The sequence below is a fragment of the Neptuniibacter sp. QD37_11 genome (assembly GCF_047778105.1).
Classification (GTDB): domain Bacteria; phylum Pseudomonadota; class Gammaproteobacteria; order Pseudomonadales; family Balneatricaceae; genus Neptuniibacter.
Genome location: NZ_CP180554.1, coordinates 421498 through 436476, shown reverse-complemented (window position 1 = coordinate 436476; position 14979 = coordinate 421498). Strand labels below are relative to the sequence as shown.

Genomic DNA, 14979 nt, shown 5'->3' with positions numbered 1-14979 from the left:
TGGGAAAATTATGAAGCACTACAATAAGGGGTTTTCACTTCTTGAGACGATGTTGGTTTTAGCAATAGCTGCGGCAGCTGTTATGCTGGCTAGCCATTATCAGACGCATGAGATTCGTCAAACGCAGGCGCGTCAAGTGGGCCAGCAGATTTATCAATACCACAATGCGATTAAGGCTTATACCATGAGCGGGGTGGTTGACTTTGCTACATTGCCAACTGGTACGTTTGTAGGTGTGAATTGGCTTAAATCTACAAGCTGTGGGGGCACAGCTTCACGCGAGTTCCTTCCTTGTGATTATCCAGACACATTGACCTTTGGTCAGCTGTCGTTCTCTTCGACAGTGACAAAAGGAGTTAATTCTGATGGAGATCCAGTGATTGATATCACGACAATCACTTCCCCGTTTATTACAAATGATGGCATTGAGAGGTCAGATCTTGCGGGCTTGGCTGCCATTGCTGCTGCAGGCTATTCATCTATTTTTGCACCAATTTCTTCAACCTTTGGTAATGTGACCTCTGATCCAAAAACCGCAGTCATTTCTATGACGGCATATAATGCACCGGGTGGGGATGATATCTGGTTACGCACTAATGGTACCAATGATATGAAGGGTTCGATTAATTTCTCAGGTACTGATCCAGAAGATAACAACTTAACAGGCGTCAATCGTATTGCTGCAGAAGATGGTGGGACGCTTACGTTAGGCGATGCAGGCACCTTAACGGGCGATTTGGTGGTCGAATATGACTCAGAGATTTTGGGTCAATTGTATGTCCAAGACGACCTGAATGTTGACGGTATGGCGGATGTGACCGGCAATGTGCGCTCACGGTCTAATGTGCTTGCAGATAATAACATGATCGCTGGTGGTGATGTTGCTGCGGGTAATGATGTCCGCGCATCGGGTGAAGTTAGGGCTGGAACTAATGTTCTTGCTGGTCAAAACGTGACTGCTGCTCGTGACTTAAGCGCGGGTGGTGACCTGTCTGTTGCAGATGATGCTACAATTCGTGGGGATACGTCTGTTTTGGGTAAGGCGACTATTAGCGGTGATGCGGTTGTCCATAGCCGTTTGAGTGCGATGCAGGACTTAACCGTAGCTCGTAACTCTTACTTCTCTGGTAATGCGACTGTGAGCGGTTATACCGATCTGCAAGGGGGATTCCGTTCACGTGGTGATTCGCATGTAGATGGGTACTTGTATTTGGGCCGTACCGTGTCAGAGGGAAGTGGTTGTAGTCAACGAGGTGCGCTCGCTAAACTTTCCAATGGGGCGGCGGTAAGTTGTGCTTCGGGTAAATGGGAGAAAATTAATGGACAGGCGCCGCCTCCGCAAGCGTCTCACTGTAAAGCGCAAACATTGAAGTATTATAAATTCAAAAGGAGTGTAAACTCATCCACGTATAGATATTCTTCTTACCATACATTAAGTGGCTCATTTTCTGTTGCAATTACACCCATTGGAGGTACTCGGACAAAATCCTATACGCAAAGGAATTGGTCACAGTGCTCATATAATTATACGATAACCACAACGTATACCTGTATGGCGCATGGCAAATTCGGAGCGCCATCTAAAAGTTATTCTAGAAGTCCAACTGCTTGTGATCCGGGCTAATCCTGTTCTGTCGTTCCTTGATGGTGGAAGGTGCTTTGTTTAAGTACCATCCTTTAATTATTTCAATTATCAGGGTGAATGTAGTCAAGTATGATTCTGTTGATTTTACCTTCTAGCATATAGACCTCAATTCGATGGTATTTGTTGGATTGTATTCCTATATCTTTCAGAATTTCCATAGGATGGGGATCGCGATTGCTGGATACCTTAGGATAGATAATGGAGGGCGTATAATTCGGATGCGATAAGCCAGCGGTAGTGCCAATTGAAAATTCCAGACCATACTCCTGTGAAACTTCCATGAGAATTGCTTCTAAGAGAAAGCAATTTTCACACCGGTCTTTGGTTTGTACAGCACTAGCTGACATAGCATAGAATAGACAAATTGCTGCTAATAGTCTCATTGGTTTATTCCTTGGTTGGCTGAATTACTTGGTTAAATATCAGCTAGTTTTGTAAGTTTTTACTTCTGCACTTGCTCTAGTGTGTCTACGAAACTAAGAGAAATGTCTTTGATTTGAAATTCATTCTTCATAGATACGTTAATGCGATAGTTAGAGCCTGCTTGTAATCCGAGCTTTTCCAGCTGGTTCAAGGTTGTACCGGATCGCTCAAGTGGACTGACAAAGACGGGCTCTTCTAATACCTTGTCCAAAGTTTCTGGGCCAGTTAGATAGAAAGGTACACGCTCGCGATAAGCAATCTGATGAAGAGCGCTCTCCAGTGTGGTTGAATGGTCGTGAGAACTTTGAGCTTGAGACGTGCTTGCTGCAGTCAGACTGAGTAGAATTAGGGTTGTTGCGCTGAATTTCATTCTTATTATGATCCATTAAGTTGTTTGAAGTGTCGTTCAAGGGTGATGTAGGCCTGATCTACACCGTGAGTCCAGCTTTCACGGCACTGAACTTGACCTGAAGGTGTTCGGATATCGGCAACACTATTTAGTATTCCCTGTCTTTGTTCCTGTAGGGCGGACAGGGCAAGCTGCATCAACATTTCATCAGGAACATCAACCTGAATTGTTTGAACGCGCCAACGGTCGTAGGGGAGGGCTTTCTGCCCACGACGTAGGCCTCGTAGTTTGCCGCTCAGTGCTTTGTAGCCCTTAGTTTGAGCAGTCCAAGCGCGCTCAAAGCTTTCGCGTGCGGCACGGTAGGCCGCTGCACGAGTGGTATGGGTGGATATCGCCCATGCGCCGTCTGGAAAAGATTCATGCATTGCTTGATAGAGCTTCATCTTTTACCTCTTTTGTTTCAATTTTTGGGCTGTTATTTAGTAGCCATCTGACCGCAGCCGGTATGTTCGAGGGGTCGAACTCCTGTTCGCCAATCGACATTAAATTGAGCTGATTCTTTGTGCCTTGAATTACGGGATACTCTGATAAGGCTCCAGCATTACAATGGGTGTAGACGAACACATCTGTCTCAGCCCATGTCTTAGCAAGAAAGCGAACTAAGTCCAGCACCTCAGGGGGAATGGTTTCATCACTGAGTATACTTGTGGGTTCTGCTTCATTTCCTTTTTTTGGGGGGTGGAAGGTAGCCTCATCAAATAATTCTGATTCTGTAGGTGAGAGATTCTGTTGATCGACAAAGCCCTCCCCTTTACATAAATTACAATGCTGCTTTTCGATGGCGTAATTGCGGCAACATGGGCAAGTGGTTTTAAAGGTCATACAGTGTTCTCCTGACGACGATCTTCGATCACTTTCAGTAGTGCTTTTTCATTAGCTTCATTGATTTGCTTCTTAAGATCTTCTTCAGCCCAGAGTTTAATTTTGCGCATTTCAGCCGTTTCTGGAAGAGCGATACTAAATAAACGTTCAGCAACGTAGCGAGAGGCAACTTGCTTGTGCATGCGATCAAATTCATTCCCAAGTTTTCCAACATTATCTCGCGTCTTTTGTTGACCTGCCTTAAAAGCTGCTTCAGCCAGTGCAAGAGGGTCGTGGAGCAACTCTTTTTTACGCTCCAATTGAAGTGATTTGAACCATTGTTGAAATTCACTCATGCGGGCTCCTTAAGCTCTATATCAAGGGTGGCGGTGTTTGAAACCTCTATCCATCCGCCACAGCCATTTAGGTAATGTTGGTATTGCTCACCTTGAATATCTTCAATGCCTTGACCCTGAATAGTCATGATAGCGTGGCAATGAGGGCATTCCACGCTAAAGCCCCACCCGTCGGCGTGTACGTGTTCGACACTAAGGATTTTGTCAGATGCTGACATTTGTAAACCTTTTTATTAATTCTGTATTTAGATGAGCAGGTGCAAGTGCTTGGTTGATTCTTAGTCTGCGGGATTCCGATCATAACGTCCTCCCAACAGATACATCCATGCGACGTTACCAGTGGCCAATCCGCTTCCTACACCCGGCACCCACTCATCTAAATGCAGCATAGGGCCACCCTAAAGACGGCCTTGCTGGAAACACTTAATTGTCAGGCGCTTTGCACCACGGGCTATCTGCACCTGCGCGATCAGCCAGCTCTTGGATTTGCCTTGCATACTCTGGGTCTTCATCCTTGACCGATGCTACATAGGCTTCAAGTGCAGCTTTGGCATGTTTGTCTTTTAGCTTCAGGACAAAGAACTCATCCTCTGTACCCGGTAAGCCATATTCAAGGCGGTCATCTTTAAGTCGTTCAACAAGCGCGTACTTACAGCGACCATCTTTTGTTGTGTTGCGAATTAAATCCATAGCAATAAAGACTCTGTAGGTTTTTTCTTATTATAATGATAAATGGTGGTTGTTCAAGTGGAGTATTATCATTGCTTGCAATTATTTTAAAAACCGTTATAAGATAAGAAAAAAATGGTGATTTAATGAAAAATCCAGAATGCGGTAATCCCGTCGACCCCGAAAGCCTAAAATGCAATTCATGCGGACAATCTGATTGTGATGATGTAACGGAAGGTGAAAAGATCGGGTTCTGGGCAGCCATCGTGTTTATGCTGTGCTGCTTTGCCGGTACAGCCTTTATGTATATTGATTTTACCGATCAGACGGATGAAGAGGCTAACTTGCGGGCGCAAGCGCTTGCTAGAATGTCGATCCGTGAATCACTGTTGTTGCCGGATCTTTTTGAAGGTATGGAGTACACGATGTACTACCCGAGGCTGGGATATCGACACTACAATCCCTTTAGGGATGCGGTTAATCGTCACCTCGTTAAAACGCGCAAAACTGCACCCGCAGGCACGGATTACTTTTTCTGCTCTGCTCAGGACCAACAGTGGATCAAGTCCTTTATGTCCCACGGAGAATTTTACGGGCCTAATATATGGGGCGCGCAGAACACTATTTTAGAAACAATCAATCAGCACTGCGCCAATTAACTCAGGAGAAATTGCATGAAAGCGGTTTGGAATCGATATGGCAAGGTTGAACAGCCGCCTGAACCTGTTTCAGAAAAACCTATTGCGGATACAAAAGGTTCAGAATCTTCTCCTGATAAGCACGCAGTTTCTTCTGAAGACAGAATAGTGAGTGTGTTTGCTGACTTGGTACTTGGGTTAATAGTGGTTGCGGGTTTATTTTGTCTTTTATCACTGTCTTTTGTAGAGAGCTGGGATGAAAAGCTCCGTCGTGGTCAGCAAAGTATGTCAGCGGCCGAGAGTGTCGTCCTTCTAAACTTATTCGACATGACTAGCTACAATGAGGTAATCAAAGGCCGTCAGTTGGTAAAACATAATCCATTCCGTGATTATGTTTTGGAATATCTTGCTGATTCTAGGTCAACCTCGCCTGAAGATCCTACTTACTTCCTGTGTAAAGATAAGGATCAGAAGGCTATGACCCGGTTTTTTAAAAAGAACCGAGGGGAGCTTGGTATTTATCTTGGGGTAGAGCGTGAAATCAATAAAGCTATTATTAAGTACTGTAAATATTAGGTGTTAAGATGGGTAAGTATTTAAGGAATCTAGGCAAGAACAGGGTTCGGCAGTTTGCGGTACTCACGATGATAATGATTATACTGATCATGATTTCATTCATGATTCATGCTTTTTTCGATAAGCGAAAGATGGAAGGTTGGCGGGCGAGTGCGCAGGGGAAGATGTCGACGGTGGAGCAATTAGTGCTCAGTGAAGTTTTCCAAGAGACAAGCTTTATACCGCCTTTCGAGTCAAAGGTGCATAATCCACTGCAGAATGCACTTTTGCTGCATATTGGCAAAACGCGTTCAGAGGCCCCAAGTCATCAATATTTCATGTGTAATGATAAGGATAGGACCGCTCTATCTGAGTTTTTTATGGCTAATCAGGGTCGAATGGGCGTTTATACACGCATTGAGAAGCGGTTAAAGGCTGAAGCAAGAAAGTATTGCGTCTGAGCTCATGCTTTTTACTATGTTTTTAATTAATTTGGAGATAGGCAGTGGCGATGCAGGATAAAAACTTAGATCGTAAGCACGAGGGCTTTTGGGCTTCGGTGCTAAAAGATAATCAGTCTGTACGGGATGTAACTTATGCAGAAAGTTATGATATGGCAAAAACACTGCTTTTGAGTAATTACACGCTAGCGCTTAAAGCGGAAGTTGAGGTTATTCCTGTTGTAGTTATTCCATTATCAGAGTATCAAGAAAAAGATTAAACGTGGCTGCAGAGATTTTATCCGACGCCTCTGCAGCCTTTGTTCCCGGCCCGAACAAAGGGTTTATGCAGTCATGCTAACATATCCATGCAGATCTTTTTTGAGTCAGGAGATATAAAGTCAGAACCATCGGCCATCCCTTCATACACAAGCCAATAACTATCCAGTGAGTCAACATGAGAAACTTCAATGTCGCCAGATTTGAGTTCCACCCTTGCGCGAGCCTGATCAGGCTCACTAGCTAGCTTAACGCACTGAATAAAATCTCCTTCATCAATGCCGTGAGACTTTAACGCGTCGTTCGTACTAAGCACTTTCGCAAAGAACGCAGTACCTTCAGGTGAATGTCGCATATTGGCATCAAACATAGCTCATCTCTTAATAATTCTGTGAATTAGATATTTTAATATTATAATGAAATTAATATGGCGCGCAAGGTCTTGGGTGTATTTTAATTTTGAAGTTGGGCTATGTTTATTTCTTTAGTCTGTGTTGGATTCATGTGGGGTGAGGGGTTTGAATTGAAGTTCAGAATCGGCTAGATTAGCTGTGCTTCTTAATTTGATATCGGCGGGTATAAATGACTGATTACGTGAAAGTGATTCCATCACCGTTAATGAAGGCTCTTGCGGCCATTCTGTAGCAAGAAATTAAATTGCAGGATTTCCATAATAAGGTGGAAGCTACAGATTACATCAGTCTTAATGGGCCTGATGTAGATCTTGTGGGGTTGGTGCTGGATGCACTTGGTTTTCCTTCAGATAACACCGTTGAACTTAATATGGATATCAGTAATCCAGAGCTTTGTTGCCGAGATATGCTTTATAACAAATGGCATGATTTGTTAGAGGAAGGCGTTAATTCACCTGACTTGGTTTATTTAGCTTGGCTGCAGGATGAGTTGCAAACTGATACTTGGAAATAATTCATAGGCCCGGAAAACCGGGCCTTGTTATAGGCATGCTAAGGGGTTAGTTGATGTGCTTCGCCTTTTCTCCATAGGAGGATCGAAGATTCGCCCGTATAAGGCTCGTATTGCATATCATTCATATCTCGAACGCTTTCAGCGCTATCGAAACCGACCTCAGCCCAGATTTCGGCGGTATTGGGTCGAGCTTCAATGATTTTGGCAATATCAGTGAGATAAGAACCTTTTGTTGTTGGAAAGGTCCATTCATCGGATGCGGCTATAATGGTCTCACCTTTGTCATCAGCTGTGCTGATAACGACACCGCGACTACGATGACATCGCAAGTGGGGGTTTTCTCGTTGTACGGTACGCGCCTCATGCTCAGCTTCAGCCCGGATACGCTTGAGGTAAGCCTGCACATCTTGCCAAGTTTGTGGCAATACATGACCATCGAGCGTAAATTCACCCAATTCCATATCTTGCTCATCCTCACCGCCAAGGAGCTTTAGGCTTGCACGACATGTAAGAATACTGTCTTTCTTAGCTTCTTCACTCGCAGCCAAGCACGCCATGTCACTATCACCGGCTTCCACAACAATTTTGGTGCTGAGGTTTTGTGTTTCTGTGGGGAGTGTTATCTCATACAAGCTCATCGTGGTTCCTTCCTCTTACTATGCTGTAGTTATACCGCAACTGCCTTATCTGTGCCAATTTGCACGGTGATACAGTCTAGGTTATCTAGGAGACGCTCAACGGTGTTCCGGTCACTCCCTTCCGGCCTGCGGGCAATGATAATGTCTTTTAGACCTCTCAGTGTGCCTTCATAACTTAGAGGGCGTGTATCGATCTGCACGGGTTTCTGTAGCATGCCGTTGAAGATACTCACTATCATGTCGATATTAGACGTGGCGTGGTAATCGATTTCCCAGTAAGCACCTACGGTGAGCCGCGTTTGGTCTTTTGTTTTAATGTGAGCGAGATTGCCAAGCACTAACCGGCTTTGACGAAGGTGGCTCATAGCTGTTTTAACGCATTCAGCACCCAGTTCAAGCATTTCGGGGGAACATTCTTTGTCGGCAAAGCGGTTGCCAATAGAGATGCGGAGATAATCGGAATGTCGATCACCGGGCGCTTCCGAGTAAACTGGATCTTCGTTGTTAACTGCTTCGCAAAATTCACCAGCCTCATTTAGCAGCATTTCAGGATTAACGAATGGCGGCAGGATGATTGTGAATGTTGAAGGTATTCTAATGGTGTGTAAGTGCATGGATAATCCTTAAATATGCATTCTAAGATCTAAAGAAGTTTAAAGTAGGCCAGTCCACCATATGAAAGACTGGCCCTATAATCACGCGTAGTTGCTAGCAAGTAACTTATCAATCATTTCTTTAGTTCGTCCGCCTGATATAAACTCTAACCCAATTGAGCCAGAGACGTCGGAACTCGGCAAATGCTCATCATCAGTCTTTAGGATAAATGCATCTAGTTCTGCGCTATATACGACAGTGCAACCGGAAGTCGATTCTTTGGGGAGTACGAGAACATCGGTCTCATCATTAATAAGGTTGTGAGAGTCTTTGTTAAGTAATTCACGTTCGCTATTGCTAAGGTTTGGTAAGGCATCTTCAAGTTGTTCTAGGGAGTATTGATCCAATCCTTCTGCCTTAAGGTGGGGTAGGCATTTTCCATAGACCTCGCATAGCCTCTCGGGATTAGGGCAAGTTCTGGATTCAAAGATGGCTCTAATGAGTGCCTCATTAACGTTTAACTCTTGTCCTGCGGTCTTGAGTTGCTCTTTCAGTTCAGTGATGGCCTTCGAAGCTGCGCATAATGATTTAAAAGCACCATTAACACCCGATTCACATTCTTGAGATAAGGTAATGTCTTGATCGTTTAAATCAAAAGTGGCTGGTGTGAATGTTGAGCTTTCGCCTACTTTAATAAGGGTTAAGTTATCCTCTACGAATTTTATGCTAGTGGTGGTGACGCCATCCAGTACATCTTCGAAAGCAATAATTATTGAACTCACTGTTGGAGGAAAGAGGCCATCATGATCATTGATTTCACCTGAGCAATAATACGTTTCAATCAACTCAATGACTGCCACAGAGGTTTCAAAATCAAATAGATTAGACAAAGGCCCAACATGGCTTAGTCGTACGGACTCTACACCAAAATCGAGATATTTTTGTTTGGCGAGCAGGTAGCGCTTAATCGATGTCTCAGCATGGTTGCCGGTAGCATTTTTAATGCGTTGAAGCTCACTCACTTCTTCTGCTGTGCGAATAAAAGGAGTGTAAATATCAGAAAGGTTATTGTCATCAAGACCAAAAGCAGTAAGGCCCGGAGTATAATTACGTGTTGGCAGGGCCTTAATGTAATCTTGAAAACCACCAAGACTCATGGTGCCGTCAAGCTTCTCAATGTACTCACCATCTTCATCCAAATCAGTGGACATGGTAAGGATAGGTAAGTCAGGCGAAAAGAAGTAGAAAAACTGCTCAGTACCAAGTAAATAATGCGAATTTAAAACCACAAACAGGCAGGGCTTATCACGAATCACATCGATCAGTTGTGGTAGCTGGTCTTGCAATCCATCAATTTCATCTTCCTGTAAATTACGGATGTAAAACCAGCGATTAAGTGCATCATGATTTGCCAGCGATTTTGTAATTTCTTTAAAAAATTGTAGCTGTACGGTAACGTCAGACATGGGCAGCTCGTATTTATTTCAGTTAATTTAATTATAATGAATAAAACGGAAAATGCTAGCTAATAAAGGTCAGGTCAAACCTGAAATTGCTTTATTAATATAAAGAAAATTTATATTAGCAAAGGTATTATCTTATTCATGCCGAGTGTGAATTGCAATTAGTGCTTAAAGTTTGGCCTGCATCGTAACGATGCACCTAAAACCATACCGACACGCACTAAAAGGATCGCCTCCAATGCAGCTCACGCTGCATAAAGGCGTACCGAAACCCATTCAAATTATGAAACAATTAGTGTGGGTAGTTCATTGTTTCGTTAAGTACGGCAAAGGATGCGAGCGTGCCAATATCTTTGATTTTCTCTAAGTACTGGGAAAGCAAGTCAAATTGAGCCTTGGATTGGATTTCTATGCAGTAGGATTTGTTCGACATATCAAACCCTCTGATTATTAATTAACTGGATTGCGACTGTTAGTGATTTTTGCTGCGGTTTTGCACCATAGCTTCCGCCATACTCCACTGGAATCATTCGGTGGGAGATAGAGAGGACAACTTCTTCACCATTGTGCATTGCAGGATACAGATTGACTCGTGTTGGATTCATTTTTAGTGTCCGTATTGGCCTTTGAAACAATAGGTTGTGTAGTTGAAGTTCAATTCAGGATCAGGTCCGCTGCAGGAATCCATTACCAAAACACCTTGTCGAACAGCTTCTTTGAGCACCTCGGCATCCAAGTTGGAAGGATTGCAGTTTATCTCAATTGAAGTGACGGACCCATCTTCACGCGCCTTTTTCTTAGGTTCTACCAGCGTAAACGTAGAATTTTTAGGCTGCTCTAGAATTGGCTTAATAAATTCCGGTGTTTCGCGATAGTACAGCGCTTCTTTACAAAATTTATCCTGCTCTGGGTGCTCTGGAAAATCAAAAGCGGGGCAAGTTTCGGTAAACCCATACTCTAAATACAGTGCCATCAGTTCATCTGCACCTGCACGAGCTGCCAACTGCTCATCACCTTCTAGATTATTGACCAGTGTTTTAAGGTCAGGAAGGATCGGGGCGGCAATCGCAAGCATGCGTAATGGGTTAACGATCACATCCTTATCCTGATTAACCAAGTGGTGCACGCTATTGTGACGTGACATTGTGTACTCCAAGGCACCACGTGGAATCGCACTCTTTTCGTATTCTGCTTGCGCCATACCTGTGTTGCGCTCAAGTAGCGGGAGTACTGAGGATAATGCGTCCTTAATGCGGCTTACATCTTGTTCAACCTGACTCATGCCACATCCTCTTTCCAAAATAGCTCTACATGGCTTTCAAATTGTTCTGTGGTGCCTTTGAAGCCACAGGACAGGCATTCACATTGCCCATCTTCAGGCCATTCAGGCTCACTACCCAGCACTGCATCAGGCCCTTCATCCGTCCATACGACAGAAAAGCGATCACCGTGAAGTGAGTCCGTCATTTCCATACGGAATTTTTCTTGGGCATGGCAAGCAGGGCATTGGGTGGTTTCAAGGCAGCGCTGCGCTGTATGCTTAGCCGTCCTTTCTGACATGTAGGATTGGTAAGCTTCGCGCCAAACATCAATCGCATCCAGTGGTGCGCTGTAGCCTTCAGGCAGCCCCATAAATTGAATTTGAGTGTGGTCTGGCGCTTGATTTATAAAGCCTTGCATGGCTTCAGCTGTGATATTGAACCGTGTAGCAGCATTTGCCAGAGCCGCAGATTTTGACTCTCCTACACCTAGAAGGTCTTGCATGCCTTTAAAGAATGGCTGACCAACAACTAAGTAAACACCCGACATAACACTTCCCTTTTTCATTGGATGTTATTTATTATAATGATAAATAACAAAAGGGCAAGGCTATTCTTTTAGATTTATGTATACAGGGAGGTTACGAGCTTCACCTTCACGAAGGGAGCGTAGGACATCGAACAATTCATACTGAATCAAAAGAATCTTTCTTTTGTTTTCAAGTCCTTTCATCGGGCAAAGCATGATATCAACCGGCGTCAGGTTGAGTAGTGAAGAAACGGGTAATTCGCTGTTTTTTAATAGGGCAGTGAGCGCATCAGACAGTTGGATGGGTAGCTTGCGTTTATCAAATTGATACTTGCCGCCTTCATATTCTTTTATGTTTGCGAGCTTATGATGATATCGATATTGGAAGTCATCCAATCGAGAGAACTGCCCGGTTGTGCTTAACATCTCAGCAGCCTGTTCTTCGTCAATTAGAAGTAGGTCGCCTACGAAAAATGGACTGGTGAAAATCAGTGATCGATTTAACTGCAGCAGAACAATGATCTCGGCAAGCCCTTTGGGAATATCAGCAGATGAAAGGGGTGTTAGTAAATCTAGAAGGGGGTAGGGTATATTTTTGACAGAAGGAATTACGCGGCTTTTACGAGATTCTACCCGACCGGCGCGTTCGTCAGCCCTTGCTTTTGATAGGGCAATGCCTCTCGAGTTGGTAGGAGTCAGACCTCTACGCATGCGGCTTTGGATCTTTGAAAACTTTCTTTGGTTTGTTATTTCTACTTCCCTTGGGATCTCAGGCGCAGCCTCTCGACTCTTTACAACGGTAGGCTGTATGAGGTCAGCTAAATCTGGAGTAAAACTTTTTTTGCTCATACGGTTCGGGAAGGTAGGAAGCTGATTCTATATTTAGGGTTGTAGGGGTATTTATGATTACATTATAGCCCATAGAACCCTCTAGGCTCCATACCTGCTAGACGTGTATATCAGTTTAATATGTTTGGATTGATACAAAAAACCGGCTTGTGAGCCGGTTTAATGGGGATTATGCGTCTAAGAACTCGACTTCTAACCGAGAGCGCCAGATAGCTCGCCCGGAGTCCAGCTGTATTTGGATATCGTTGTAGGAGGGATCGCTATACCCGGCAATGACAACACCTTCTTCGCCAGAGTATTTTTCACCCGGTTTAATCTTTACGCGTTGAGCCTTACTCTCTTTGCTATTGGCCATATTAGGCTGCTCCCTTTACTTCTTTAGGCAGAACGGGTGCATATTCGCTGCTGGACTCATGCTCATCGAGCAAAAAATACTCAGAGCCTAATGCCTCACCAATACGTGTAATAATTTCAGAAGCGTTGCCCCATGCGCCTATTGAAAGCGTGACTGCTTTCTTTCCAATTAGAGGCCCTACATCTAAGCTATCTATAAACCCAAGCTGGATTTGACGCAGAGTATTGGGGAATATTTTGCCTTTAAAATGCGCACAGCCGTCTTCTTGTTCACCATAAAATCCAACAACGATGTTGAAGTATTGCGCATGGGTCAGCTCACTAGGATCAAGACTAAAAGTAGGCTGAAGCGGAAGGTAATGAAGAGGATGAATCTCCATCTCCTCAAAGGAGGTGTGAACCATTTTAGTTAGAGTGCTTTTCACCAGATAGAGAACTTCTCGTTCACTCTTGCCCGTGGTGTCGGCATCAAATTGCGCTTTCATCTCTACAGTCATCAATTCTCTCCGTGAAGTGTTTAATTGCTCTATATATTATAATGATTAAATGCAAAGAAAGCAATGAATAGGTTGTTTTCTTCACTTTTGTGGCATTGGATTATGGTTACTTAGTGAGGCGGTATCTTCAGACCAAGAGCGTTGATTCTTGGAATGGGTTATACCTTGTGTTAAATCGCGATAAGCAGAGATTGCAACCCCTTTAAAGAAGCTAGCAAAACATTTATCGATAACTTTAGAATCAATCCTTTCCTGTTGGTAAGGATACAAGAAGACGTGAATACACCGGCTTATCATGCTACGCATGAAAAGCGGCTTCCTGCTCCGCGACCCCAGAGGGTCGAGAGCGTGACAGGTATTCTCTGTTGGTTTAGGGAACTTTTGCCCTTTAACCACTGCCCACTGTTTCCATGGGTCAGTTTTAAAATGATTGCCCAAAAGCGGGCGGCAATATTATAAGCAGCATTCAGATCCGCATTGTAAATCTTGCCCGTACTAAACGTAGCTATTTCATACTGCTTTTTATTGCGTTGAACCGGCCCAGAGCCGTCATAGGCTTCCGAACTGGTGCCACGGGCGAATACTTTAAAGATACGTCCACCGATCTCTTCAAATTTCATTTGGGTTAAATCGGCGACAGCCGATTTTAACCAGCTATGAAATTTAGCTTTGAGCTTGGAGCGTTTCTTCCCGGCACGAGGTTTCCACCCCTTCAGGTTTTCCAATACTACTGTATCTGCCCCGTGTTTCACCGCGAAATTTACAATCGCTCGGGAGGTGATTTGGGCAATTTGTCGGTTGTATTGCTGGGCTTTACGGTAACGCTGTTTGCAGAAGCCTTTGCTTAATTGCTTAGTTTTCCGTGCGGCCTTGCTCACCGCTCTCAGGCTTTTGTCACGCCGGTCTATCTCCTTGCTCGGATGAAAGAACATCCGAGCATGAACAGTGCCGTGTTGATCGACAATCGCCATGGTTGCGGTGGTATTGATACCCATGTCTACACTGCAAGCCAACCCAGTTTTACGTTTGGGATGGCTTACCCGAATGGGTACAGACAAGTGCTGCTGTTTGTTTGTCACAATCAGCATCGGTGAGCGCAGCTCACCGATCAGGTGCCTTTGTCTTTTGGATTTGATCTTAACTTTGATCCAAACCCAGTCATTGTGCTTGCGCACCTTAATCTGTGCGTAACTAAAATCCTCTGCGTATTTGATTAATTGATTTTTATACAATGCCGGGTAACACCCGGCATTGGCATTAAAGAGGGGTGGTTTTTCATGGGGGTGCCTACGCTCACCATCCAGCCACTTTCCGTAACGACTGAGATAGGAGGAGACTTGCCCCTGCACATATTCAATGGCTGCACGGCGTAAATAACTCGGGAATTTATAAAACCGCTTATGGAAATAATTATGTCTTGGCGAGGGGTTCTTTGCGGTAGGATGAATCAATCGCTCCACCGTGGCACAAAAGCTCTCGGCTTTCTGCAATTCTGGCCAATTATTTATAACAACAATTGAGAGTGCTTTACAGAACAGGCGATATTCAGCAATGGTGTCTTTCATCCATTGCCGTTTCTGTTGGGAGATTTCTATCTCCCATTTGTCTGTTCTGATTGACCTTTTCATACCATCAAGCCTAATGATTTTACATT

25 protein-coding genes are annotated in these 14979 nt (G+C 44.2%); 6 read left to right on the top strand and 19 right to left on the bottom strand.

From position 1 onward, the window contains the following. Positions 1-10 precede the first annotated feature (10 nt). Entirely contained in the window at positions 11-1624 is a 1614-nt protein-coding gene (locus ACMXYT_RS20035; protein WP_415913383.1) for a prepilin-type N-terminal cleavage/methylation domain-containing protein, read from the top strand. Between the two features lie 62 nt (positions 1625-1686). On the opposite strand, the gene ACMXYT_RS20030 is transcribed toward ACMXYT_RS20035, so the two are convergent. The 7 genes from ACMXYT_RS20030 to ACMXYT_RS20000 form a co-directional block, all read right to left on the bottom strand. After that, on the bottom strand, positions 1687-2028 hold the full coding sequence (locus tag ACMXYT_RS20030; protein ID WP_415913382.1) for a hypothetical protein: 342 nt from the start codon (positions 2026-2028) through the stop codon (positions 1687-1689). A 59-nt stretch (positions 2029-2087) separates the two neighbouring features. After that, positions 2088-2438, bottom strand: coding sequence for a hypothetical protein (locus tag ACMXYT_RS20025; protein WP_415913381.1), 351 nt, complete (start codon positions 2436-2438; stop codon positions 2088-2090). A 5-nt stretch (positions 2439-2443) separates the two neighbouring features. After that, entirely contained in the window at positions 2444-2860 is a 417-nt protein-coding gene (locus ACMXYT_RS20020) for a hypothetical protein (RefSeq protein ID WP_415913380.1), read from the bottom strand. Then, positions 2835-3299: a hypothetical protein gene (locus ACMXYT_RS20015; RefSeq protein WP_415913379.1), complete on the bottom strand. Its 465-nt coding sequence runs from the start codon at positions 3297-3299 to the stop codon at positions 2835-2837. Before ACMXYT_RS20015 ends, ACMXYT_RS20020 begins: the two co-directional genes overlap by 26 nt. Continuing rightward, the gene (locus ACMXYT_RS20010; protein WP_415913378.1) at positions 3296-3634 is read right to left on the bottom strand and encodes a hypothetical protein; all 339 of its coding nucleotides are present in this window, start codon (positions 3632-3634) and stop codon (positions 3296-3298) included. Before ACMXYT_RS20010 ends, ACMXYT_RS20015 begins: the two co-directional genes overlap by 4 nt. After that, positions 3631-3852: a hypothetical protein gene (locus ACMXYT_RS20005; RefSeq protein WP_415913377.1), complete on the bottom strand. Its 222-nt coding sequence runs from the start codon at positions 3850-3852 to the stop codon at positions 3631-3633. The genes ACMXYT_RS20010 and ACMXYT_RS20005 overlap by 4 nt, the downstream gene beginning before the upstream one ends. A 205-nt stretch (positions 3853-4057) precedes the next feature. Beyond that, a complete protein-coding gene (locus ACMXYT_RS20000; protein WP_415913376.1) occupies positions 4058-4324 on the bottom strand; it encodes a hypothetical protein in 267 nt (88 codons plus the stop codon). Between the two features lie 125 nt (positions 4325-4449). Here ACMXYT_RS20000 and ACMXYT_RS19995 point away from each other — a divergent pair, with 125 nt between their 5' ends. The 4 genes from ACMXYT_RS19995 to ACMXYT_RS19980 are packed head-to-tail and all read left to right on the top strand — an operon-like array spanning position 4450 to position 6217. Then, positions 4450-4962 carry a hypothetical protein gene (locus tag ACMXYT_RS19995; RefSeq protein ID WP_415913375.1) on the top strand — a complete coding sequence of 171 codons (513 nt, stop codon included), beginning with the start codon at positions 4450-4452 and terminating at the stop codon, positions 4960-4962. Between the two features lie 15 nt (positions 4963-4977). Next, complete coding sequence (locus ACMXYT_RS19990) at positions 4978-5517, top strand: hypothetical protein (RefSeq protein WP_415913374.1); 540 nt, start codon at positions 4978-4980, stop codon at positions 5515-5517. A gap of 8 nt (positions 5518-5525) precedes the next feature. Further along, positions 5526-5957, top strand: a complete 432-nt coding sequence (locus tag ACMXYT_RS19985) for a hypothetical protein (RefSeq protein ID WP_415913373.1) — start codon at positions 5526-5528, stop codon at positions 5955-5957. 50 nt (positions 5958-6007) lie between these two features. After that, entirely contained in the window at positions 6008-6217 is a 210-nt protein-coding gene (locus ACMXYT_RS19980; RefSeq protein ID WP_415913372.1) for a hypothetical protein, read from the top strand. A gap of 71 nt (positions 6218-6288) precedes the next feature. On the opposite strand, the gene ACMXYT_RS19975 is transcribed toward ACMXYT_RS19980, so the two are convergent. Beyond that, positions 6289-6585: a hypothetical protein gene (locus ACMXYT_RS19975; RefSeq protein WP_415913371.1), complete on the bottom strand. Its 297-nt coding sequence runs from the start codon at positions 6583-6585 to the stop codon at positions 6289-6291. Positions 6586-6893: 308 nt separating this feature from the next. Between ACMXYT_RS19975 and ACMXYT_RS19970 the strand changes: the two genes are divergently transcribed. Continuing rightward, positions 6894-7142, top strand: coding sequence for a hypothetical protein (locus tag ACMXYT_RS19970; RefSeq protein WP_415913370.1), 249 nt, complete (start codon positions 6894-6896; stop codon positions 7140-7142). A 38-nt stretch (positions 7143-7180) separates the two neighbouring features. Here the strand turns inward: ACMXYT_RS19970 and ACMXYT_RS19965 are convergent, their stop codons facing one another. From ACMXYT_RS19965 to ACMXYT_RS19915, 11 genes are all read right to left on the bottom strand, one after another. Further along, complete coding sequence (locus ACMXYT_RS19965; protein WP_415913369.1) at positions 7181-7780, bottom strand: hypothetical protein; 600 nt, start codon at positions 7778-7780, stop codon at positions 7181-7183. A 29-nt stretch (positions 7781-7809) separates the two neighbouring features. Next, positions 7810-8394, bottom strand: coding sequence for a hypothetical protein (locus tag ACMXYT_RS19960; protein WP_415913368.1), 585 nt, complete (start codon positions 8392-8394; stop codon positions 7810-7812). An 81-nt stretch (positions 8395-8475) separates the two neighbouring features. Continuing rightward, positions 8476-9840, bottom strand: a complete 1365-nt coding sequence (locus tag ACMXYT_RS19955) for a hypothetical protein (protein ID WP_415913367.1) — start codon at positions 9838-9840, stop codon at positions 8476-8478. Between the two features lie 289 nt (positions 9841-10129). After that, positions 10130-10270 carry a hypothetical protein gene (locus ACMXYT_RS19950; protein ID WP_415913366.1) on the bottom strand — a complete coding sequence of 47 codons (141 nt, stop codon included), beginning with the start codon at positions 10268-10270 and terminating at the stop codon, positions 10130-10132. A 1-nt stretch (position 10271) separates the two neighbouring features. Then, complete coding sequence (locus tag ACMXYT_RS19945; RefSeq protein WP_415913365.1) at positions 10272-10442, bottom strand: hypothetical protein; 171 nt, start codon at positions 10440-10442, stop codon at positions 10272-10274. A gap of 2 nt (positions 10443-10444) precedes the next feature. Continuing rightward, positions 10445-11119 carry a hypothetical protein gene (locus ACMXYT_RS19940; RefSeq protein WP_415913364.1) on the bottom strand — a complete coding sequence of 225 codons (675 nt, stop codon included), beginning with the start codon at positions 11117-11119 and terminating at the stop codon, positions 10445-10447. Continuing rightward, positions 11116-11646 (bottom strand): hypothetical protein, encoded by a 531-nt coding sequence (locus tag ACMXYT_RS19935; RefSeq protein ID WP_415913363.1) that lies wholly within the window; start codon positions 11644-11646, stop codon positions 11116-11118. The genes ACMXYT_RS19940 and ACMXYT_RS19935 overlap by 4 nt, the downstream gene beginning before the upstream one ends. Positions 11647-11706: 60 nt before the next feature. Next, on the bottom strand, positions 11707-12474 hold the full coding sequence (locus tag ACMXYT_RS19930; protein ID WP_415913362.1) for a hypothetical protein: 768 nt from the start codon (positions 12472-12474) through the stop codon (positions 11707-11709). A 169-nt stretch (positions 12475-12643) separates the two neighbouring features. After that, positions 12644-12829, bottom strand: a complete 186-nt coding sequence (locus tag ACMXYT_RS19925) for a hypothetical protein (protein ID WP_415913361.1) — start codon at positions 12827-12829, stop codon at positions 12644-12646. A 1-nt stretch (position 12830) separates the two neighbouring features. Beyond that, positions 12831-13325: a hypothetical protein gene (locus ACMXYT_RS19920; protein WP_415913360.1), complete on the bottom strand. Its 495-nt coding sequence runs from the start codon at positions 13323-13325 to the stop codon at positions 12831-12833. A 293-nt stretch (positions 13326-13618) separates the two neighbouring features. After that, positions 13619-14953 carry an IS200/IS605 family accessory protein TnpB-related protein gene (locus ACMXYT_RS19915; protein WP_415913359.1) on the bottom strand — a complete coding sequence of 445 codons (1335 nt, stop codon included), beginning with the start codon at positions 14951-14953 and terminating at the stop codon, positions 13619-13621. Positions 14954-14979: the final 26 nt, after the last annotated feature.